16 protein-coding genes are annotated in these 22067 nt (G+C 73.4%); 13 read left to right on the forward strand and 3 right to left on the reverse strand.

The annotated features are described in order from the left end of the window. Positions 1-48: 48 nt before the first annotated feature. The 11 genes from folP (at position 49) to lysS (ending at position 13166) form a co-directional block, all read left to right on the forward strand. Positions 49-999, forward strand: a complete 951-nt coding sequence (folP, locus tag NHG27_RS02795) for a dihydropteroate synthase (protein WP_193718609.1) — start codon at positions 49-51, stop codon at positions 997-999. Further along, a complete protein-coding gene (folK, locus tag NHG27_RS02800) occupies positions 996-3578 on the forward strand; it encodes a 2-amino-4-hydroxy-6-hydroxymethyldihydropteridine diphosphokinase (RefSeq protein WP_497014665.1) in 2583 nt (860 codons plus the stop codon). Before folP ends, folK begins: the two co-directional genes overlap by 4 nt. After that, positions 3578-4087: a DUF3180 domain-containing protein gene (locus NHG27_RS02805; RefSeq protein WP_497014666.1), complete on the forward strand. Its 510-nt coding sequence runs from the start codon at positions 3578-3580 to the stop codon at positions 4085-4087. Before folK ends, NHG27_RS02805 begins: the two co-directional genes overlap by 1 nt. A gap of 55 nt (positions 4088-4142) precedes the next feature. Next, positions 4143-4700: a PH domain-containing protein gene (locus NHG27_RS02810; RefSeq protein ID WP_193718523.1), complete on the forward strand. Its 558-nt coding sequence runs from the start codon at positions 4143-4145 to the stop codon at positions 4698-4700. Further along, positions 4697-6370, forward strand: a complete 1674-nt coding sequence (locus tag NHG27_RS02815; protein ID WP_497014667.1) for a PH domain-containing protein — start codon at positions 4697-4699, stop codon at positions 6368-6370. Before NHG27_RS02810 ends, NHG27_RS02815 begins: the two co-directional genes overlap by 4 nt. Further along, the gene (locus NHG27_RS02820) at positions 6363-7328 is read left to right on the forward strand and encodes a Rossmann-like and DUF2520 domain-containing protein (protein ID WP_497014668.1); all 966 of its coding nucleotides are present in this window, start codon (positions 6363-6365) and stop codon (positions 7326-7328) included. The genes NHG27_RS02815 and NHG27_RS02820 overlap by 8 nt, the downstream gene beginning before the upstream one ends. Further along, entirely contained in the window at positions 7328-8362 is a 1035-nt protein-coding gene (gene panC / locus NHG27_RS02825; protein WP_497014669.1) for a pantoate--beta-alanine ligase, read from the forward strand. The genes NHG27_RS02820 and panC overlap by 1 nt, the downstream gene beginning before the upstream one ends. A gap of 53 nt (positions 8363-8415) precedes the next feature. Then, positions 8416-8844 carry an aspartate 1-decarboxylase gene (gene panD / locus NHG27_RS02830; protein WP_227748078.1) on the forward strand — a complete coding sequence of 143 codons (429 nt, stop codon included), beginning with the start codon at positions 8416-8418 and terminating at the stop codon, positions 8842-8844. Then, entirely contained in the window at positions 8841-10559 is a 1719-nt protein-coding gene (locus NHG27_RS02835) for an L-aspartate oxidase (RefSeq protein WP_193718527.1), read from the forward strand. The genes panD and NHG27_RS02835 overlap by 4 nt, the downstream gene beginning before the upstream one ends. 42 nt (positions 10560-10601) lie before the next feature. Continuing rightward, entirely contained in the window at positions 10602-11522 is a 921-nt protein-coding gene (gene nadC, locus NHG27_RS02840; RefSeq protein WP_497014670.1) for a carboxylating nicotinate-nucleotide diphosphorylase, read from the forward strand. A 132-nt stretch (positions 11523-11654) separates the two neighbouring features. Beyond that, positions 11655-13166: a lysine--tRNA ligase gene (gene lysS, locus NHG27_RS02845; protein WP_321575254.1), complete on the forward strand. Its 1512-nt coding sequence runs from the start codon at positions 11655-11657 to the stop codon at positions 13164-13166. A 115-nt stretch (positions 13167-13281) separates the two neighbouring features. On the opposite strand, the gene NHG27_RS02850 is transcribed toward lysS, so the two are convergent. The 3 genes from NHG27_RS02850 to NHG27_RS02860 all read right to left on the reverse strand — a co-directional run bounded on the left by NHG27_RS02850 (position 13282) and on the right by NHG27_RS02860 (position 19918). After that, the gene (locus NHG27_RS02850) at positions 13282-17247 is read right to left on the reverse strand and encodes a ThuA domain-containing protein (RefSeq protein ID WP_497014671.1); all 3966 of its coding nucleotides are present in this window, start codon (positions 17245-17247) and stop codon (positions 13282-13284) included. A 176-nt stretch (positions 17248-17423) separates the two neighbouring features. Further along, entirely contained in the window at positions 17424-18293 is an 870-nt protein-coding gene (locus NHG27_RS02855) for a multicopper oxidase domain-containing protein (protein WP_497014672.1), read from the reverse strand. Between the two features lie 725 nt (positions 18294-19018). After that, the gene (locus tag NHG27_RS02860; RefSeq protein WP_497014673.1) at positions 19019-19918 is read right to left on the reverse strand and encodes an alpha/beta fold hydrolase; all 900 of its coding nucleotides are present in this window, start codon (positions 19916-19918) and stop codon (positions 19019-19021) included. 318 nt (positions 19919-20236) lie between these two features. Here NHG27_RS02860 and NHG27_RS02865 point away from each other — a divergent pair, with 318 nt between their 5' ends. Both NHG27_RS02865 and NHG27_RS02870 read left to right on the forward strand, forming a co-directional pair. After that, positions 20237-21103 carry a GNAT family N-acetyltransferase gene (locus NHG27_RS02865; protein WP_497014674.1) on the forward strand — a complete coding sequence of 289 codons (867 nt, stop codon included), beginning with the start codon at positions 20237-20239 and terminating at the stop codon, positions 21101-21103. A 123-nt stretch (positions 21104-21226) separates the two neighbouring features. Next, positions 21227-22066 carry a PHP domain-containing protein gene (locus NHG27_RS02870; RefSeq protein ID WP_193720054.1) on the forward strand — a complete coding sequence of 280 codons (840 nt, stop codon included), beginning with the start codon at positions 21227-21229 and terminating at the stop codon, positions 22064-22066. The last annotated feature ends 1 nt before the right edge of the window (position 22067 follow it).

A 22067-nucleotide genomic window follows, 5' to 3' on the forward strand; every position in this document is an offset into this window, starting at 1 on the left:
GGCACCCCGAGCGGCCTCCCGTTCGCGGGGGTCGGTCGGACGCTCGTCATGGGCGTCGTCAACGTCACGCCCGACTCCTTCTCCGACGGCGGCGAGTGGTTCGAGCCCCGAGCCGCGGTCGAGCACGGCCTCGAGCTCCTGGCCGAGGGCGCGGACGTCCTCGACGTCGGTGGTGAGTCGACCCGACCCGGTGCAGGTCGCGTGCCCGTCGAGGAGGAGCTCGCGCGGGTCCTGCCCGTGATCGAGGCGCTCGCGTCCCGCGGTGCCGTGGTGAGCGTCGACACGACCAGGGCCACGGTCGCCGAGCAGGCGGTCGCCGCGGGCGCGCAGATCATCAACGACGTCTCCGGGGGGCTCGCGGACCCGGAGATGGCCGCGGTCGCCGCCCGGACGGGCGCGGTGTTCGTCGCCATGCACTGGCGCGGGCACGCGGACGTCATGGACGACCTCGAGGTGTACGACGACGTCGTGACGGACGTGCGCGACGAGCTCGCCGCACGGGTCGAGGCGCTCCGGGCGGCGGGGGTGCGGGACGACCGCATCGTGCTCGACCCCGGGCTGGGCTTCTCCAAGGCGGGCTCGACGAACTGGCCGCTCCTGACGCACCTGGGCACGTTGCGCGAGCTGGGCTTCCCGGTGCTCGTCGGGGCGTCCCGCAAGCGGTTCCTCGGCCACCTGCTCGCGGGCGAGGACGGCACGCCCGTCCCGCCCCTGGAGCGGGACGGGGCGACCGCCGCCATCACGGCCCTCGCCGCGGCGGAGGGTGCGTGGTGCGTGCGCGTGCACGCCGTCCGGCCGTCGGCGGACGCGGTGCGGGTCGCCGCGGCGTGGACTCGGGCCGGTCGGACAGGGGAGGATGCCAGCGGGGGAGAACCCGCCCCCGGCGCCCTCGGCAGGGCACCAGCCTCGACGGGCGGGCACGGGCCCGCCGGTGCGGTTCGTCCGCGCCACAGCACGGACCACGGAACGAACGACAGCGACGACAGGAGCACGACGTGAGCACAGCGTTCGCAGGGGCGGTGCACGGCACCGACGGACGGCCTCTCGACCAGATCCGGCTCACGGGGCTCAGCGCGACGGGGCACCACGGCGTGTTCGAGCACGAGCGGATCGACGGCCAGCTGTTCCGGGCCGACGTCGTGCTGCACCTGGACACGCGGCGTGCCGCGTCCGGGGACGACCTCGAGGACACCGTGAGCTACGCGGTCGTCGCCGAGGACGTGGTCGCGGTCCTGGCCGGTTCGCCCGCGGACCTCATCGAGACCGTCGCCGAGCGGGTCGCCGCGGTCGCGCTGCGCCACGCGTCGGTCGAGGCCGTCGACGTCGCGGTCCACAAGCCGCAGGCGCCCATCACGGTGCCGTTCGACGACGTCGAGGTCGTCATCCGCCGTGACCGGGTCAAGACCCCCGTCGTGGCCGCCGTCGTCGACGAGCGACCGCGCGTCGTGCCGATCCCGGTGGGCTCGATCACGCCGCCCGTGCTCGGGCAGGTCGCGCTGACGGAGTCCGTCACGCCCCAGGACGAGCACGTGTCGATGCCCCCGTCGATCCCGCCCGTCTCCCCCGTGCCAGCGCCGGACCGCTCGCCCGACCAGGGCGTCTTCGCGGCGGCCCCCGAGGACCACGCACCGGTCGCCGGGGACGGCGGGGCCGGAGGGGTCTCCGACCAGGAGTTCGTCGCCGCCCTCGACTCGTTCTACAGCGCTCCGGAGGACGCGCTGAGCGCGCCGTCGGCCGACTTCGTGACGACGGGCGAGGTCGAGGTGCCCGACCAGGCGCCCGTGCCGTCGCCCGAGGTGGCGCCGGCCGACGCCGCCCCCGAGATGTCCGCGGCGCAGCAGGGCGCAGGTGCTCCCGTCGAGGACCGCCACCCGGACGTTCCCGCCGCGGCACCCGTCGAGGCCGTCGCACCGGCGGAGCAGCTCGCGCAGGCGGTGCCCGCCGCACCGGTCGAGCACTTCACGCAGGCTGCGGCTGCCGCACCGGCCGAGCCCGCTGCGCCGGTCGCCCCCGCGGCCCCCGTCGGGTACGCCGTGCCGGACGCCGGAGCGTTCGCCGCGGCGCAGGCCGAGGCCGAGCGCGTCCCGGCCGAGGAGCCCGTGCGGGCCGCGCAGGAACCGTCCGTCGACGAGGACCGGGACCAGTCCTTCCCGGTCGCGACGACGACCGCCGAGACCACGCCCCCGGCCCCGCTGCCGCCCCTGCCCGAGCCCGCGGACGTCCCTGCGCAGCGTGCCCCGGTCGTGGCCCAGGACCTGGCCGAGACCCCCACGGAGCACACTGCTCCCGACCGTCCCGTCGCGCACCAGCCGGAGCCCGTGCACCAGCCCGAGCCGCAGCCCGAGCCGCACCCGGTACCCGAGCCCGAGCCCGTCCGCCCCCTCGACCGCCTCGACGAGGCGCCGACGGGCTTCGTGCCCGTCGTGCTCGCACTGGGCGCGAACCTGGGCGACGCCCAGCAGACGTTGCGGGACGCCGTGACGGACCTCGACCGGATCTCCGGTCTCGAGATCACGGACGTCTCGCCGCTCGCCCGGACCGCGGCGGTCGGAGGCCCCGATCAGCCGGACTACCTCAACGCGATCCTCCTGGCCCGCACGACGCTGTCGCCGCGCGCGCTCCTGCACGCCATCCAGGGGGTGGAGAACGTGCACGGGCGGGTCCGCGCCGAGCGCAACGGCCCCCGCACCCTCGACGTCGACCTGATCGTCTTCGGCACCGTCACCGAGTTCACGGAGGATCTCGAGCTGCCCCACCCGAGGGCGCACGAGCGGGCGTTCGTGCTGGAGCCGTGGTCGCAGATCGCACCCGACGCGGTGCTGCCGGGACTCGGCGGAGGTCCGGTCGCGACCCTCGCGGCGACGGCCCCCGACCGTGGCGGCATCCGGTGGCTGGCCCTGGACTGGCTCACGGACGCGGAGCCGGAGCCCGAGGCGGCCCCGGTCGCGGCCCGTGCCGAGGAGGCTCCGGCGGCCACCGCCGAGCCCGCACGGCAGGACCCCGCGACGTCCGCGCCGAGCCCGCAGGCCGAGGCCCCCGCACCCGAGGCCGCCACGTCGTCGACCCGTCCGGCGCACCCCGGTGAGGCCGCGCAGCCGGTCCCGCACGACGCGGGCGGCCACGCGCCCGTGCCGGCGCCGGTGAACCCGTTCGTGCCCGAGCAGCCCCCGGCCGCCCCGGTCCCGCCGTCGGCCCCCGCTCAGCAGGAGCAGGCGGTGGCGGAGCCCGGGCCGTTCGTGCCCTCGTTCCACCCCGTGCACCCGCAGGACGGGCAGGAGGCTCCGCACGCTCAGGTCCCGCCGCTGTGGGCCGACGTCTCGCAGGCCGCACCCGCTGCCGAGCAGCCCGCACCCGCTCCTCAGCCGTTCTCCCCGGCCGAGCAGGGGTCACCGCAGTTCCACCCGGTGCACCAGGCCCCGGCGGGCTCGTTCCAGCCGCCGCAGGCCCCGCCGGCGCCTCACGCTCCCGGGCACCCTGAGCCGCGGTCCTCGCAGCCCGGGGCGCCGTCGGTCCAGCAGCCTCCCGTCACCGGTACGCCCATGACCTTCCCGGCCGACCTGCGCGGCTCGTCGAGCTGATGCAGCGCACCAAGGTCACGACGCTCCTGCTCGTCACGGTCGTGACGACGGTGGTCGGGTGGCTCGTCGTCGTCGGGCTCGAGCGTCGGGGGACGTACCTGCCGCACGTGCCCTGGATCGTCGACGTGGCCCTCGTCGGCCTCGCGGTCGCCGTCTTCTGGGCGGGGTGGGCCGTGCGGTCCTACCTCAAGGGGCGGCGCCCGTCGCTCGACCCGTTGCGCGCCGCCCGCACGCTCGTCCTGGCCAAGGCCGCGGCTCTCACGGGGTCGCTGCTGGCCGGGTGGTACCTCGCGCAGGTCGTGGCGGTCCTGGGCGACCTCGCGATCGAGCCCCGGCGGGAGAAGGCGGTCGCGGCGGGGGTCGCAGCCCTGAGCGCGGTCGTGCTCGCCGTCGTCGGGCTGGTCGTGGAGACCTTCTGCCAGGTCCCGCCCGAGGACGGGGACCCCTCCGAGCGCGGGCGGTCCCGGCCGACCGGCGAGTCCGCGCCCGAGGCCGACGCCGCCGGGTGACCGGGTCAACCTCCCGGACGACGCGCAGGCCCACCCCGGATGGGAAGATGGGGACATGACGGACCACGCCTTCGACCGGGCCCCAGAGACCGACCCGGCTCCGGTGACGGACTCGGCCCCGACGACCCCGAGCGGCCCCTTCGACCCGCCGGGGGTGACCTGGCAGGGCGTCTCGAGCCGACTGATCACGGCCAGGCTGCTCACGGTCGGCATCTTCCTGCTGGTCCCGGCCGTCCTGGGCGCGGTGTTCGCGCTCGTGTTCAGCCTGGTCTGGCTGTGGGCCGTCCCGGCCGTCATGCTCCTGATCGGGGTCTGGTGCGTGGTCGTGGTGCCCCGCCAGGTCCGGGCCATCGGCTACGCCGAGCGCGACGACGACCTCCTGATCCGCAAGGGCGTGATGTTCCGCTCGCTCGTCGTGGTGCCGTACGGCCGCATGCAGTACGTGGACGTGCAGGCCGGGCCGCTCGCACGCCGCTTCCGCATCGCCCAGGTCCAGCTCCACACCGCCTCGCCCGCGACGGACGCGTCGATCGACGGCCTCGAGCCGGCCGAGGCCGAGCGCCTGCGCGACCGCCTCGCCTCGCGCGGAGAGGCACGGTTGGCCGGGCTATGAGCGAGAGCACCACGCAGCCCGACGCCCCACCGACAGACCTCACCTGGCACCGCGTCCACCCCGTGACCCCGGTGGTCCGGGGCTGGTCCGTCATCGCGGTCCTGCTCGTGATCGTCGGCAACCAGACCCTGGACGGACTCCCCGCGGGGCAGAACATGCTGGCCGGCAACGGCTGGTGGCAGATCCTGGGCGGGATCGTCCTGGTCGGCCTGATCGGCCTCGGCTACTCGGCGCTCGCCTGGCGCATGACGACGTACGCGATCGACGACGAGTCGGTCCGCCTGCACACAGGGGTCCTGTTCCGGCAGCAGCGCAAGGCCCGGCTCGACCGCCTGCAGGCGGTCGACATCGTCCAGCCGCTCGTCGCCCGGCTCTTCGGGCTGGCCGAGCTCAAGCTCGAGGTGGCGGGCGGTGCGGACTCGGGCATCAAGCTCGGGTTCCTCAAGCTCGAGGAGGCCGACCACCTGCGCGTCGAGCTCCTGGCCCGCGCAGCGGGACTGCGGGTCGGCGGTCCTGCCGCACGTCCTGCCACGCCCGGCGAGGGTGCCTCGGACGGGCGGGGCGAGGCCCCGGAGAACGAGGTCCCCACGGACGGGAGCGACGTCGTCGGGCACGTCTCCCTGGGCGTTCCCGAGGCGCCCGAGCAGCCCGTCATGGAGGTCCCGCCGGGCCGGCTGGTCCTGTCCCTCGTCCGCACGGTCGCGATGATCGTCCTGGTCGTGGCGGTGCTCGGCCTGATCGGGGTGGCGGTCGGGACGCGCGAGATCGGGACGCTGTTCACGGCCCTGCCGCTGGTCCTGGGCGTCGGCGGCTACCTGTTCGGCCGGTTCACGCGCGAGTTCAACTTCCGCAGCGCGATCTCGCCCGACGGCATCCGGTTGCGTCACGGCCTGCTCGAGACCCGCTCGCAGACCATCCCGCCGGGCCGCGTCCAGGCGATCCGCCTCACGCAGGGGCTCCTGTGGCGCAGTGCCGACTGGTGGCGCGTCGAGGTCAACGTCGCGGGGTACGGCCAGAGCTCGGACGGGACGACGAACAACAGCGTCCTGCTGCCCGTCGGCACGCGCGACGAGGCCCTGGGCGCGGTGTGGCTCGTCCTGCCGGACCTGGGGACCCCCGACCCGCGCGGGCTGCTCGACGAGGCGCTGTCCGGGATCGACGCGGGCGCCCACTTCACGACGGCCCCCCGGCGCGCCCGGATCCTCGACCCGATCGCGTGGCGTCGCAACGGCTTCACGGTCACGGGGCGTGCGCTCGTCCTGCGGCGCGGACGCCTCGTGCGGCGCGTCGAGATCGTGCCGCACGAGCGCACGCAGTCGCTCGGCCTCCAGCAGGGGCCGTGGCAGCGTCGCCTGGGCGTCGCGACGTTCGCGATGCACTCGGTCCCCGGGCCGGTCACCCCGGCCGTTCCGCACCTCGACCAGCACGTCGCGGGGGCGCTCATGGACGAGCAGGCGCGCCGTGCCCGCGAGGCCCGCGCGCACGCGGGCCCCGAGCTGTGGATGCGGCGCGACGAGGTCGCGGCCGTGGTCGAGCAGATCGAGGGTGGCGACGACACCGGCCAGGGGCCGGGGAGCGGCCCGCACGAGACGTACGGCACGACCGGCCCGACCGGCACGACCGGCACGGACGACCGGACCGACGAGGACGAGGAGAACGCACGTGACTGACGCGACCGGCCGCAGACGCCCCGGACGCCTGGGTGTCGGCGTCGTGGGCGCAGGACGCGTCGGCGCCGTCCTCGGCAGCGCGCTGCGCGCGACGGGCCACGCGGTCGTCGGCGCGAGCGGCATCTCCGAGGCCTCGCGCGAGCGCATCGAGACGCTCCTGCCCGGCATCCCCGTGCTGGAGGTCGAGGAGGTCGTGCGGCGCTCGGAGCTGGTCCTGCTCGCCGTGCCCGACGACGCCCTCCCGGGCCTGGTCTCGGGCCTCGCCGAGGTCGGGGTGTGGCAGGGCGGCCAGATCGTCGTGCACACGTCGGGCCGCTACGGTGCGGGCGTCCTGGACCCGGCGCGCGCCCAGGGCGCGATCCCGCTCGCGATCCACCCCGCGATGACGTTCTCCGGCACGTCGCTCGACCTGTCGCGCCTCGTCGGCACGACCTTCGCGGTCACGGCGCCCGGACCGGTCCAACCCATCGGGCAGGCCCTCGTGGTCGAGCTCGGTGGTGAGCCCGTGATCGTCGAGGAGGAGGCCCGCGGGCTCTACCACGCGGCCCTCGCGCACGGCGCGAACCACCTCGTGGTGCTCGTGGCCCAGGCCGCCCAGGCGCTCGAGGCGGCGGGCATCGAGCAGCCCGGGCGCGTGCTGGCCCCGCTGCTGTCGGCGGCGCTCGACGGCGCGACCCGCTCGGCCGACGCGGGCGAGGGCGCGGGGCCCGGCGCGATCTCGGCCCTCACCGGGCCGGTGTCGCGCGGGGACGTCGGGACCGTCGCGGAGCACCTCGAGGTGCTGCGAGCCCTCGCCGTGACGTCCGCGCAGGAGACCGCTCCGCGCGTCGCCGCGACCGACGTGCCCGCGTCCTACCGCGAGCTCAGCCGCGGAGCCACGAGCCGTGCCCTCGCCGCGGGGCGCATCGACGCCCGCCAGGCGCAGGAGCTGCTCGACGTCCTCGAGGAAGGTCACTGATGTCTGTCCCCACGCCCCCTGCCGGGGCCCGGCCGCACGTCGTGCGCACGCGCGCAGACCTGCGCGACGCCCTGGCCACGACCGCCGGGCCCGACGGCGCAGCACCCACGGGCGCGACGCCGTCGGGCCGGGACGGGCGGGCACCCGGCGCCCGGGAGCCGGGCGCCCTGACGCGCGAGCGGGCCGTCGTCATGACCATGGGCGCTCTCCATGACGGGCACCTGCAGCTCGTGCGCGCCGCGCGCGAGCGGGTGGGGCCGGCGGGGCAGGTCGTGGTGACGGTCTTCGTGAACCCCTTGCAGTTCGGGCCCGACGAGGACCTCGACCGCTACCCGCGCGACCTCGACGCCGACGTGACGCTCCTCGCAGGGCTCCCCGAGCCCGCGCCCGGACGCCCCGCCGTGGACGTCGTGTTCGCCCCCTCGGTCGAGGAGATGTACCCCGGCGGCGACCCGATCGTGCGCGTCACGTCGGGCCGCATCGGCACCGTGCTGGAGGGCGCCTTCCGCCCCGGCCACTTCGACGGGGTCCTGACCGTCGTGCTCAAGCTCCTGCACCTGACCCGCCCCGACGTCGCGTTCTTCGGCGAGAAGGACGCGCAGCAGCTCCTCGCGATCCGCCGCATGGTCGCGGACCTGAACGTCGACGTCGAGGTCGTCGGCGTCCCGATCGTGCGCGACGACGACGGCCTCGCGCTGTCCTCGCGCAACGCGTACCTGTCCGCCGCCGAGCGCGCCGACGCCCTGACCCTGAGCCGGGCCCTGCGTGCCGGAGCCGCCGCGGCCGCTGCCGGCCGGGGCGCCGCCTCGGCCGTCGAGGTGGCCTCGGGAATGCTCAACGAGCACCCCGGTGTTGTGGTCGATTACCTCGCGCTGGTCGACCCGACTACCGTGGACGACCTGGAACCGGAGTACGTGGGACCTGCGCTGCTGCTCGTCGCGGCACGCGTGGGCACCACCCGACTGATCGACAACCTGGCCGTGGACGTGGCAGACCCCGCCGCGAGCACGGCCCGCCCAGGAGGCACGCAGTGACCCAGACGGGACCGCAGGACGGCACGCGCCGCCCCGCTTCCTTGCAGCGACCCATGATGATCGGGAAGATCCACCGCGCCACCGTGACGCAGGCGGACCTCCACTACGTCGGGTCCGTGACCGTGGACGTCGACCTCCTCGAGGCCGCCGACATCATCTCCGGCCAGCAGGTCGACATCGTCGACGTCACCAACGGCGCACGGCTGACGACGTACGCGATCCCCGGTGAGCGCGGCTCCGGCAAGGTCTGCATCAACGGCGCCGCCGCGCACCTCGTGCACCCCGGCGACACCGTGATCCTCATCGCCTACGGCATGATCGCCGACCACGAGGCGCGCCACTTCCTGCCGAACGTCGTGTTCGTCGACGGGGACAACCGCATCGTCGAGGTGAGCGAGGAGCCCGGCCTGGTGCCCGAGGGGTACGACCTCGAGCCGAGCGGCCTGCCCATCGCCCCGTTCCAGTCCGCCACGGCCGAGTGACCCAGGCCGCGGAGGCGAACGTCTCCACCGACGAGGCGCCCCGCGCGCCCCGGCACCTGGCCCGTCGGCTCGCCGCCCCGGCCCCCGGCTGGACGACCACGGTCGACGCGATCGTCGTCGGCTCCGGCATCGCCGGCCTCACGGCCGCGCTCGAGCTGCGCACCCAGGTGCCGCGCGTCCTGCTCGTGACCAAGGGCGAGCTCTCCTCCGGCTCCACGGTCTGGGCGCAGGGCGGCATCGCCGCGGCCCTCGACCCCTCGGACTCACCCGCGGCCCACCTCGAGGACACGCTCGCGGCGGGCGGGGGACTGTGCGACCCGGCCGCGGTCGAGGTCCTCGTGACCGAGGGCCCCGCACGCGTGCGCGAGCTCGTCTCGCGCGGCGCGAACTTCGACCTCGCCCCTGGTGGCGACATCGCGCTCACGCGCGAGGGCGGTCACCACGCCGACCGCATCGCGCACGCGGGCGGCGACGCGACGGGCGCCGAGATCTCCCGGGCGCTCGTCGCCCAGCTCGAGGCCGTCCTCGCCGACCCCGGCATCGAGGTCATCGAGAACGCCCTCGTGCTCGACGTCCTCACCACGTCCCCCGACGAGCCCGGCGGTCCCCGCGCGTGCGGCGTGACGCTGCACGTGCGCGGGCAGGGCTCGCGCGACGGCGTCGGCGCGGTCCTCGGCCGGGCGGTCGTCCTCGCGACCGGTGGGATCGGGCAGGTGTTCCGCTCCTCGACCAACCCGCCCCAGGCCACGGGCGACGGCATGGCCGCCGCGCTGCGTGCGGGGGCGACGCTCGGCGACGTCGAGTTCGTCCAGTTCCACCCGACCGTGCTGTGGCTGGGTCTCGGCGCCAAGGGTCAGCTCCCGCTCGTGTCGGAGGCCGTCCGGGGGGAGGGCGCGATCCTCCTCGACACCGACGGGCACCGTTTCATGCCCGCGGTCCACCCCATGGCCGAGCTCGCGCCGCGCGACGTCGTGGCCCACGCCATCGTGCGGCAGATGGCCGCCACGGGCTCGGACCACGTGCTGCTCGACGCCCGGCACCTGGGTGCCGACTTCCTGCGCAAGCGGTTCCCGACCATCACCGAGCGCCTGCTCGACCAGGGCATCGACCTCACCGAGGAGCCCGTCCCGGTCGCGCCCGCCCAGCACTACCACTCGGGCGGCATCGTCACGGACCTCCACGGACGCTCGACGCTCGACGGCCTGTACGCCGTGGGCGAGGTCGCGTGCACCGGCGTGCACGGGGCCAACCGGCTCGCGTCGAACTCGCTCCTGGAGGGCCTGGTCTTCGCGTACCGGGCGGCCCAGGAGATCACGGCGCGCGTCGCCGCGGGAGAGCTCCCCCTCGGGACGCCCGTCGAGCGCGACGGCGGTGCGGCGCTCGTGCCCGCCGCGTCGCGGTCCCGGGTCCAGTCCGTCTCCTCGGCCGGGCCGGGCGTCATCCGCGACGCCCGGGGCCTGCGGGCCGCAGCCGACAAGCTCGCTGCCGTGCGCACCGACGCGCACCGGTCCACCGACGTCGTGGCCGTCCCCCAGACCGCCGAGTGGGAGACGACCAACGTCCACCAGGTCGCGACCGCGCTGACCGAGGCCGCGCTCGTGCGCGAGGAGAGCCGGGGTGGACACTTCCGGACGGACTTCCCCCAGGCCGACCCGGCGTGGGGGCGGCGGATCGAGATCACGCTCGGGGCGGACGGCGCGCTGCGGGTCGTGTGAGCGGTCGCCGGTCGCCGGTCGGCCGTCGCCGGGGAAGGTAGCGTGAGCGCCGTGAACTCTCCCTCTCTCGTCGAGCCCGGCCTCGACCCCCGGTGGATCACCGACATCGTCACGCGTGCCCTCGACGAGGACCTCGGCCCCGCTCCGGGCCGGGACGTGACCACCCAGGCCACGGTGCCGCCGTCGGGCATGGGGACCGCCCACCTGGTGGCGCGGGCCGACGGAGTGGTGGCCGGCCTCGTGGTCGTGGAGGAGGTCACCCGGCAGGTCGCCGAGCGCTTCGGGCTCGCGCCCGTCACGGTCACCTTCACCGCGCAGGACGGCGACGCCGTGGCACGCGGGCGTGTCCTCGCGGCGCTCACCGGTCCGGTCCAGGTGCTCCTCACGGCCGAGCGCACGCTCCTCAACCTCGCGAGCCGCGCGAGCGGCGTCGCGACCGCGACCCGCGCGTGGGCCCGCGAGCTCGACGGGACCGGCGCGCAGGTGCTCGACACCCGCAAGACGACCCCGGGCCTGCGTGCCCTGGAGAAGTACGCCGTCCGGGCGGGGGGTGGCACGAACAAGCGCATGGGTCTCTACGACGTGGCCATGGTCAAGGACAACCACGTCGTCGCCGCGGGCTCGGTGAGCGGCGCGATCGAGGCCGTCCGGACGATGTTCCCCGACGTCCTCGTCCAGGTCGAGGCCGACACGACGGACCAGGCCATGGAGGCCCTCGACGCAGGGGCCGACTTCCTGCTGCTCGACAACATGCCCACGCCCGTGCTCGCCGAGACCGTGCGGCTCGTGCGCGAGCGCGAGGCGGCGCCTGGCGGCCCGGGGCGGATCGAGCTCGAGGCGACGGGGAACCTGACGCTCGACCGGGCGCGCGAGGTCGCCGGGACCGGGGTCGACTACCTCTCGGTGGGGGCGCTCACGCACTCGGCGCCGATCCTCGACCTGGCCCTCGACCTCATCGGCTGACGCGTCGGGCGGCAGGGCGGGACGGTGCGGGGGAGCGCTGGAACCCCATCCGGCGCTCCCCGGTAGAATCGTCGCGTGACTTCCCCCGATCCTGCTGCTGCCGCCGTGCCCGCCGCCGATGCCGCTCCCGCCGTGAACCCCGCCCCGGCGGAGGTCGACGAGACCGACGACCTCCCCGAGCAGCTGCGGGTCCGGCGCGAGAAGCGCGAGCGGCTGCTCGCGCAGGGCGAGGAGGCCTACCCGGTCTCGGTCCCGCGCACGCACACGATCGCCCAGGTCCGTGCGGCGTACGACCACCTCGAGAGCGGTCAGGAGACCGACGACGTCGTGGGCGTGGCCGGACGAGTCGTGTTCCTGCGCAACACGGGCAAGCTCTGCTTCGTGACGCTGCAGGACGGCGAGGGCAACCGGCTCCAGGTCATGCTGAGCCAGGCCGTGGTGGGCGAGGAGTCGCTCGCGGCGTTCAAGGCCGACGTGGACCTGGGGGACCACCTGTTCGCGCACGGGCGGGTCATCAGCTCGCGCCGCGGTGAGCTGAGCATCTTCGCGGACGAGTGGAAGATCGCTGCCAAGTCGCTGCGCCCGCTGCCCGTCCTGCACAAGGAGCTCTCGGAGGAGAGCCGGGTCCGTCAGCGGTACGTCGACCTGATCGCGCGCCCTGCGGCGCGGGACATGGTCCGGCTGCGTGCCGCGGTGGTGCGGTCGCTGCGCGAGAACTTCCACGAGCGGGGCTACCTCGAGGTCGAGACGCCCATGCTTCAGACCATTCACGGCGGGGCGGCGGCGCGTCCGTTCACGACCCACATGAATGCGTTCGACATGGAGCTGTACCTGCGCATCGCACCCGAGCTGTTCCTCAAGCGCGCGGTCGTCGGTGGGGTCGAGCGGGTCTTCGAGATCAACCGCAACTTCCGCAACGAAGGGGCTGACTCGACGCACTCGCCGGAATTCGCGATGCTCGAGGCGTACGAGGCCTACGGTGATTACAACACCATGGCCGACCTGACGCAGAACCTCGTCCAGCGGGCGGCCCAGGATGCTCTGGGAACGACCACGATCGTGCTTCCGGGGGGCGAGGAGTACGAGCTCGGCGGTGAATGGGCGCACCTCAAGATGTATGACTCCTTGTCGGCGGCCCTGGGTGAAGAGATCACCCCGGAAACGTCTGTGGAACATCTGTCCAAGATCGCCGACCGGCTCGAGATTTCCTACGACACCAAGCGTGCCGGTCACGGCAAGCTCGTGGAAGAGATCTGGGAGCACCTGGTGGGCGCCCACCTGTATGCCCCGACGTTCGTCCGCGACTTCCCGGTCGAGACCTCTCCGTTGACCCGCGACCACCGCACGGTCAAGGGTCAGGTCGAGAAGTGGGACCTCTACGTCCGCGGTTTCGAGCTGGCCACCGCCTATTCCGAGCTGGTCGACCCGGTGATCCAGCGTCAGCGTTTCGAGGCGCAGGCGGTCCTCGCGGCCGCGGGCGACGACGAGGCCATGCGTCTCGACGAGGACTTCCTCACAGCGATGGAGTACGCGATGCCCCCGTCGGGGGGCATGGGCATGGGGCTCGACCGCCTGCTCATGGCGCTGACCGGCCACGGGATCCGCGAGACCATCCTCTTCCCCCTGGTCAAGCCCGCCCAGTGACCGGGCGTCCCCCGCGATGACCGGGTGACTGCGGGGTGGGGGGGGGGGGGGGGGGGGGGGGGGGGGGGGGGGGGGGGGGGGGGGGGGGGCCCCCCCCCGCCCGACCAGGTGGGTGCTACAGGTCTGCCACCCGGATGTCGCGGAACTCGATGAGGTCCGCGTTCCCGTGGTTCTGCAGCCCGATGAACCCGCGGTCGAACTGGCGCAGGTCCGTCGGCGGGTCGCCCGCACGCGAGGACTGCTGGCCCGGCGTGTTCTCGAACTCGTTGATGACGACGCCGTTGCGGATGATCGTGTACTTCTGTCCGACCACCCGGATCTCGTACTCGTTCCACTCGCCCTTGGGGGTGACCCCGGCCCCGCCACGAGCGACGGGGTCGAAGTTGTAGACCGAGCCCGTCTTCTGCGGCTCACCCGTCGGGCCGTCGTAGATCTGGATCTCGTGACCGCACGAGATCGCGACCCACGCCGGGGACTGCCCCTGCGCGCACTCGGCGTCGCCGGGTGCCGTCGGGTCGGGGAACCGGGTGAAGACGCCGCTGTTCGCGTACGCGGTTCCCTGGGAGACGTCGCGGAAGAGCAGCTTGACCGAGAAGTCGCCGAGGTCCTGCGCCTGGTACCAGAGCATCCCCAGCCCCCCGGACGACCGGAGCGACCCGTCGTCTCGGAGCTCGAACTTCCCACCGGGCAGCTGGACCCAGTCGAACAGCGACTCCTGGGTGCCGTCGAAGATCGTGCGGTACCCGCCGGGCTCCACGCCGATCTGCGATCGCGCGGCGGCGTTGACGAGCGCCTGACGCTCCTTGCCCGTGACGCGGCTGTCGTCGACCAGGCCCTTCGCCACGGCCTTGACGTGCCGCAGGAACTGGTTGTGGTTCTTCCACTCCTTCTCGTCCTGGAACAGGTCGTTGATCGTGCACCCGCCCAGGTCGTCGTTGGTCACGCCCGAGTCGGTCCCGCCGAACCACACGGTGCTCCGGGCGTCCGGCAGGGTGCACGTCGTGGCCGCGGCGGTCCCGGCCGTGGCCGTGCTGCCGTCGGCATACGTCACGGTGAGCGTCGCGTCGTACGACCCGACGCGCGCGTACGTGTGTCGCGGGTTCGCCTCACGTGACGTCTGGCCGTCGCCGAAGTCCCAGTGGTAGGCGACGCCACCGGAACGCTCACCGGAGAAGGCGACCGTGAGCGGGTCCCCCTGGACGCTCGTCCCCGATGCGGCCACGGCCGGGGTGGGAGCCCCTCCCTGGTAGGTGACGCGGACCAGCTTCTGGTTCGGGTCGAGGCTGAAGAAGCCCCCCGCGTAGTCGAGCAGGTAGAGCGCGCCGTCGGCGCCGAACGACGCGTCCATCCAGCTCTGCACCAGGCCGTCGCCGCGACCGCCGGGGACGATGCGGCGCAGGTCCTCCATGAACGCGGGGGCGCCCTGCTCGCTCACGGTCTGCGGGTCGACGGTCACGGCCACGCGGTTGTTCGGGTTCGACTGGTCCCCGAGCAGCCACTTGCCCTCCCAGTACGAGGGCCACGCGACGTCGCTCTTCGGGTCGACCTGCGAGGTCCGGTAGGTCGGTCCCGACATGACGGCCTGTCCACCTCCCCGCAGCCACGGGATCGTGTACGTCGCCTCGTCGTCGACGTAGGTCGGGACGCCGCCCTCGCCCTCCGGGAAGACCGGTCCGCCGCCGCTGGGCGAGTACCAGATCATGTTGTCGCGTGCCGGGGGGATGTCCACGAGGCCGGTGTTGCGGGGCGACGTGTTCTTGAGGTCGTCACAGTCGTACCAACCGGCGAGGACGCTCGCGTCCTCGTTGCTCCGGTCGCGGTACGGCTGGCCGTTACCCATGCAGTAGGGCCAGCCCTGGTTGCCGGCGGACGTGATGATCGTCGCCGTCTCGTACTTCGCGGGACCCAGCTCCGGGTCGGGCAGGGTCGCGTCGGGCCCCACCCAGGCGGCCGTCAGCCAGTCGGTGTCGGGGTCGATCTGCAGACGCGAGATGTTCCGCACGCCCATCACGTAGATCTCCGGCCTGGTCTTGTCGGCCGGGTGCTCGCCCACGGGGAACAGGTTGCCCTCCGGGATCGTGTACGTGCCGTCGTCCTCGGGGTGGATCCGCAGGATCTTGCCGTTGAGGTCGTTGGTGCTGCCCGACGTGCGCCGCGCGTCCTGGAAGCTGATGCCCGCGTACTCCTGGGTCCAGTTGTTCCCGGAGTAGCCGCCCGAGCCGCCCGACGAGTTGCTGTCGCCCGAGCCGACGTAGAGGTTGCCCGCGTCGTCGAACGCCATGCCGCCGCCCGCGTGGCAGCAGCTGTGGATCTGCGTCTCCCACTCGAGCAGGTCGACACGCGTGTTCTGGTCGATGCGCGGGCCCTTCGGGTCGTACGTGAAGCGGGACACCGTGCGCTGACCGACCCGGCGCTCGCGGTCGATCGACTCGTGCGGCATCCAGTAGACGTAGATCCACCTGTTCGTGGCGAAGTCCGGGTCGGGGACGATCCCGAGCAGGCCTTCCTCGTTCTTGACCAGCTCGCTGCCGCTGCCACGGTTGCCCATGACGTCGAGCGTCCCCAGGAGGCTGACCGCTCCCGTGGCCGGGTCCCACTCGTGGATCGTGCCGCAACCGAGGCCGACGTCGGGGTTCTCCCACGAGACGATCGGACCCGTCGGGCACGCGCCGCGCCCGACGTAGAAGACCTTCCCGTCCGGGGCGACCGTCAGGCCGTGCGGCTCGCCGATCTGGTCGAGCTCCCCGGCGCTGTTCGGAGCGGTGATGCGTTCGACGGTGTAGTTCGACGCGATCGTCGCCTGGCAGTCGCCGCGCACGACGCCGGTCGTCCACTGCAGCGCGCCGAGCAGGTGCTGGCGGAACGTCGCGTCGGCCCAGCCGCCCGCCGTGCCGCCCATGCCGGTGAAGAACGAGCGTCCGCCGTCGTAGTCACGGCACCAGGACACGGGCTCGAACGGTGACGTCGTCGGCCCTGCGCCGGTTCCCGGCTCGAGCTGTGCGACGGTGTGCACCTCGCCGGCCGGGCTGTCGGACCAGCCCAGCCACCTGTCCTCGCGGTCCCAGGTGAGGGGGAGCGACGCGGTGGCCGGGTGCTGGCGGTCGATCAGGTCGACCGTGCGCGCCTCGACCGGGAGCTCGGGGTCGGGCTGCTCGATCGCGTCCGGACCGTACAGCGAGATCTCGGCGAGCTGGGTCGAGCTCTCGCCGCGGTTCTGCGTGATCGAGAGCCGGTACCAGCCGTACGCGGTGGGGCTCGCGACGTCGAAGTCCCGACGCTGGAAGCGTTGCGGGAAGTCCTCGTCGCTCCGGGTGTCGACGTCGACCCAGGTCGAGCCGTCGGTCGAGCCCTGGAGCGTCCACGACCGCGGGTCACGACCGTCGAAGTCGTTGGCCGACGTCAGCGAGTAGCGCGCGAGCGCGACCGGCTCCTCGAGCCGCAGGGTGATGGTCGCCGTCGTCCTGAACGCGAGCCACTTGGTGCCAGGGTCGCCGTCGACCAGGTTCTTGGCCCCCTCGTTCGGGGCGTTCTCGGCGCTCGCGGTGACCTCTGCGACGTCCTCGGCGTCCGGCTGGGCACCGGCGATCCGAGCACCCAGCAGACCCGTGAACCACTGGGAGGAGTCCTGGGCGCGCGCCGCGTCGCGCACGCCCAGGAAGCCGCCGCCCGCGTTGACGAAGCTCTTGAGGTCCGCCTCCTGCGCGGCGCTGAGCTCGACTCCCTCGGCGGACAGGAAGACGACGCCGCGGTACTCGCCCAGCACCGACCGGCTGAACACGCCAGGGTCGGAGGAGACGTCCACGGAGAACCCGTGCTCCGCTCCGAGCTCGGTGAACGCCTGCGTCGCCTCGACGACCGGATCGTCCTGGGCGTCAGGGGCTCCGTGGAACACGAGGACACGCACAGGAGCAGCAGCAGCCGCCGCTGCGGCAGCGCGCGCCGCGTCGGGTGCCGTGCTGGTCGTGGTGCTCGCTGTCGCCGTCGTCGGCGGGGACGCTGCGACGGAGCGCTCGACCTGACCGACCGCGGGGGTCACGGTCGCGACGGCGACGAGCGCGAGGCTCGTCAGGCCGACCGCCATGGTTCGCCAGGCTCCTGGTCGGGAACGGCCTCTCGTGGTGGGGGGAACAGCTCGTCTGGATGGCACTCTCCAACTCCTTCGTCATCAGTGCGGTGCGCTCCGGGGGGACCCGGACGCCGGACAGGTGGTGCGAGGTGGAAGGTCGTGGTGCACGGTGCAGGGGACACGCGGGGACGTCAGTGCCCCGGGTGTCCCGCCTGCCCGCTCTCGTCGGGAAGGGGCGGCACGACGGGGTCGACGGCTGCGCCCGCATGCCCGCCGTGGCCTCGGAATCGGTCGATGGACTCCTGCGCGCCCGGGGGAATGCTGCCGTCGGCGTTGCGGACGAGGAAGATCCCGGCCATCCCGCCGTCGGCGTGGACCTGCACGTGGCAGTGGTACATCCAGGCGCCCGGCCCGACGCCCAGCCCGGCGACGACCTGGAACCCGAACGAGTCGCCGGGGTTGAGGTCGCGGTTGTCGACGACCTGGCTCGGGTCGTCCCTGCCCTGGAGCAGACCGGTGCGGCTGTTGGCCCAACGGTGCGCGTGGAGGTGGAACGTGTGGAACGTGTTGCCGTGGCCGATGCAGATGAACTCGACGCGCTCGCCGAGCTTCGCCTCGAACATCGGGGTGTCCGGTGCGGCCTTGTTGTTCACGAGCATGTCGTTGAAGACCACCGTGAACTGCTTCTGGGGGAGGACGTCGCCCACCCTGCGCACGACGAGGGCTCCGTAGAGCCCGGCCGCGACACCGGGAGTGCCGTGCTCGCCCCACGCGTGGTCGTGATAGTGCCAGTAGCCCGCGCTCCCCGGCATCCAGATGCCGCGGTCGCGGGCCATGGGGACGGTCGACCAGACGTAGACGCGCGTCTCCCCGGGCTCGTTGAACGAGTCGTTGAACGGGCTGCCGTCGCTGTCCACGTCGTAGTTGACGCCGTGCGGGTGGATGGACAGGCGCTGATCGGTCGTGTTGACGAGGGTGATCTCGAGGGTCTCGCCCTCCCACATCTCGAGCACCGGTCCGGGGACCGTCGCCGCCCCCGCGGCGAGCCCGTAACCGACCATGCCGCCCGGGAGCCGTTCGGCGCGGGCGCCGCGGCGGCGGCCGGTGCGACGGCTCCGCCGGGCCCGAGCACGTAGGCGGCGACCGGAGCCGCTGCGAGGACGCCCGCTCCGAGGAGCAGGGAACGTCTGGAGAGCGGGTTCGCGGGCTGGAGCTCTGACGTCGGGTCGCTCATGGATGTCCTTCCGGACGCGGACGGCGAGTCCCCACGGCGCGACGGTGCGCCGCGGCGCACCGCGCCACGCCTCTCGGTCGACGGACCCCGGGGCAGCGACCCCGGGGCAGGAAGTCGGTCCCGCGTGCGTGACAGGCCTCGCTCGCCGGACGTCAGCGACGGGGGCCACCGATGACAGGTGGGGGACCCGCGTCGCGGGGCGAGGTAGGCGGCCACGGGTGGCCGAGCCGGTGCACGCGACGATGCGTGCGAGCCGACCGTCGGTCCGGACGTCCGGCGTGCCCCGAGCCGGAGACCCAGGACTCCCGGTGGTTTCCAGGAGCAACTGTCAATCATCAGAACGCACGTCTGGGGCTATGTCAACAGATAGGCGAAAGTTCTGCTGTGAACACGCAAAAGGTGTTCTTTAGGTGGCAAACTTCGAATTGTGAGGCGACAATACGTCCTTGTTCTTCGGTTCGTCACCAAGGAATGTCCTGTGCCAGGGAGCGCGACGACGTGACACCCGACGGTGCCGCCCGCCCGGTCGTCCGGGCTCCTGGCCGGGTACAACTAGGCCGCAGCCGGCTCGGCGCGCCGCGTGGGTGACCAGCGGCTCGTGAGGTCGCCGAGCGCCCGGGAGAGCGCCGCGTTGAACGCGTCGGGAGCGTCCAGGTTCACGTCGTGCCCCGCGCGCGGCACGACCACGAGAGCCGTGTCGGGAGCTGTGTCGAGGTAACGCTTCTCGTCGAGGCGCAGGTGGTCCCGCTGACCGTTGATGAGCCACACCGGCACCCTCGCGGCGCGCAGGTCCGCGCGCGACGAGCGGCCCGCGAGCTCGTGGAGCATGTCGGTCACGACCTGCCACGCGGGACGACCGAGGAGCTGCGGATCGGCGAACGACCCGGCCCCCGTGAGCTGGGCCGAGGCCCGGGCGCCGCCGGGGACGGACCTCCCGGCGCGCAGCACGCCCTGCAACCGGCCCAGGGTGCGACGGGTCGCGGTGCCCGCAGCGTCCACGAGGGCGGCGGCCTCGCGGAACAGCGCGACGGGCTTGCCGCGCGGGTCGGCGCTGCACGCGCACGCCACGACGCCGGCCAACCGCTCCGGACGGGTCGCCGCGTACGCGAGCGACGTGTATCCGCCGAGGGACATGCCCACCACGACGACCGGGACGTCCTCCGGGAAGGAGGCGACGGCGTCGTCCAGGATCTCGAAGGCGCGCGCGAGCGTGAACCGCTCGTCGCTGCGCTCACCGTGCCCGGGAAGGTCCACCGCGACCGCGAGGTGGCCGGCCTCGCGCACGTGAGCGAGCTGACGACCCCAGATCGCGTTCGACGTGCGCACGCCGTGCACGAACACGACTGCGGCAGGCGACCCCGCCACGGACGCCTGCGCGAGGCTCGGGAGGAGGTCGATCGACGGGGCGGACGGGAAGGCGGTGGCCCGGGGTGCAGGCTGGCTGTTTCGCATCGCTTCGGATGCTGCCAGCGCCACCTGGGAGCCCTGCGAAAGCCCGGCGGGCCTCCCGTGAACGTCCTGTGGGGGCCTTGGGGCGCATCGGATCTCGTCCGGAGACGGGCCCGGCGCCGCGGTGCGCGACCTCACTCCCTGCGGGTGTGGACGTCTGCGCGCGGCAAGCAGCAGCCGGCCTCGTGGCGCCGTGGCGTCGACCTCGCGGGGCCTGTGGGCTGCGTCCGGAAGATCGAGAAGACGGCGAGCCTCTGTTCGTGCTCCGTTCGTCCGGTGTGTCGACGTGTGCACGCCGCCTGCTGGATGTGTCATGTCGGCATGGTCATCACGCTGAGCACTCCGAACCCCTCCGCGCTGCACGAGATGATCGAGGTGCTCGCCAGTTGGCAGCAGGAGAACAAGTCCCTCCAGCTGCACCCGGGTGATCTCGGGTGGGCCTGGCAGATCGGTGCGTCAGAACTGGCCGGAAGGGTTCGCACCTGGGCCGTGAACGGCCGGCCCGTTGCCTTGGGCTATCTGGACGGTGGCACGCTCCTGCGCTTGGCGATCGCGCCGGACGCTGAGAACGACCAAGAACTTGCCTCCCGGATGGCGGACGACGTCGCCGACCCGTCGCGTGGAGTGCTTCCTGGAGGTCCCGTGACGGTCGAGGCCCGTCTCGGGGGCGTCTTCCGATTACGGTTGCTGGGCGCAGGGTGGCAGGCCGATGAGCTGTGGACGCCGATGGTCCGGGATCTCGCTGAACCGGTGCCCCGCCCCGACGTGCGGATCGAGGAGGTCGGCCCTGAACTGGCACACGCCCAGGCCCTGGTTCATCGGACCTCCTTCGAGTCGTCTCGATTCACGGACGAGCGCTGGCACACGATGACGACCGGCCCGGCGTACGCCGCCGCCCGTAGTCTGCTCGCCTACGACGCTCAGGGCTCCGCTGTGGCGACAGCCACCGTGTGGTCGGCGGGAGAAGGGCGACCCGGTGTGCTCGAGCCTCTGGGAGTGCACCGTGACCACCGAGGTCACGGATACGGCAGGGCGATCGCCTTGGCCGCGGCCTCGGCGCTCCAGGAGATGGGGGCCTCGAGCGCGACCGTGTGCGCCGAGAGCTCGAACGTCGGCGCGGTCGCCACGTACTCGTCGGCCGGCTTCCAGAGCCACCCGGAGGTCGCCGACCTCGTCCGGGTCGGCTAGATGTGCTGACCGGCGCCGAGGCGGCGGGCCCGTCGCGTCCTGCGGGGCCCGCACACCTCGGTGAGCGACGTCGTCGGGCCCGGCCTGACGGGTCGTGACGCGTGCGCTCACTATCCTGAGGGAGTGCGCATCGACCTCCACACCCACTCCACGGCGTCCGACGGGACCGACGCCCCGGCGCAGGTCGTGGCGGACGCAGCCGCCGCCGGGCTCGACGTCCTGGCCCTCACCGACCACGACACGACCGCGGGCTGGGCCGAGGCGGCCCGCGCGGCCCAGCACCACGGCGTGGCGCTCGTGCGCGGCATGGAGGTCTCTGCCCGCTCGGGGCACGTCTCGGTGCACCTGCTGAGCTATCTGCACGACCCGACGCACCCAGACCTGCTCGTCGAGATCGAGCGCACGCGCGAGGACCGGATCTCGCGCGCCCGGCGCATGGTCGAGCGCATCGGCGAGGACTACCCGCTCACGTGGGAAGATGTCCTGTCGCAGACGCAGGAGGGGACCACGATCGGACGGCCGCACATCGCGGACGCCCTGGTGGCCTCCGGCCACGTCAGCGACCGTTCGGCGGCATTCGCCACCATCCTGCACCCCGGCACCGGTTACTACGTGCCGCACTACGCACCCGACGTCCTGGACGCCGTGCGCGCGGTGCGCGCGGCGGGCGGCGTGCCCGTCTTCGCCCACCCGGGCGCCGACGGACGAGGACGCGTGGTGTCGGACGCGGTCATCGAGGAGATGGCCGACGCAGGACTGCTGGGGCTCGAGGTGCACCACCGCGACCACAGCGCGCAGCAGCGAGCCCGGCTCGAGGACATCGCCCACACCCTGGGCCTGTTCGTCACGGGCTCGAGCGACTACCACGGGGCCGGCAAACCGAACCGGCTCGGCGAGAACACGACAGCACCACGAGTGCTGGAGACGATCGAGGAGCTAGGCACGTTGGACGTGATCCGATGAC

This window comes from Oerskovia sp. 140933 (assembly GCF_059651515.1).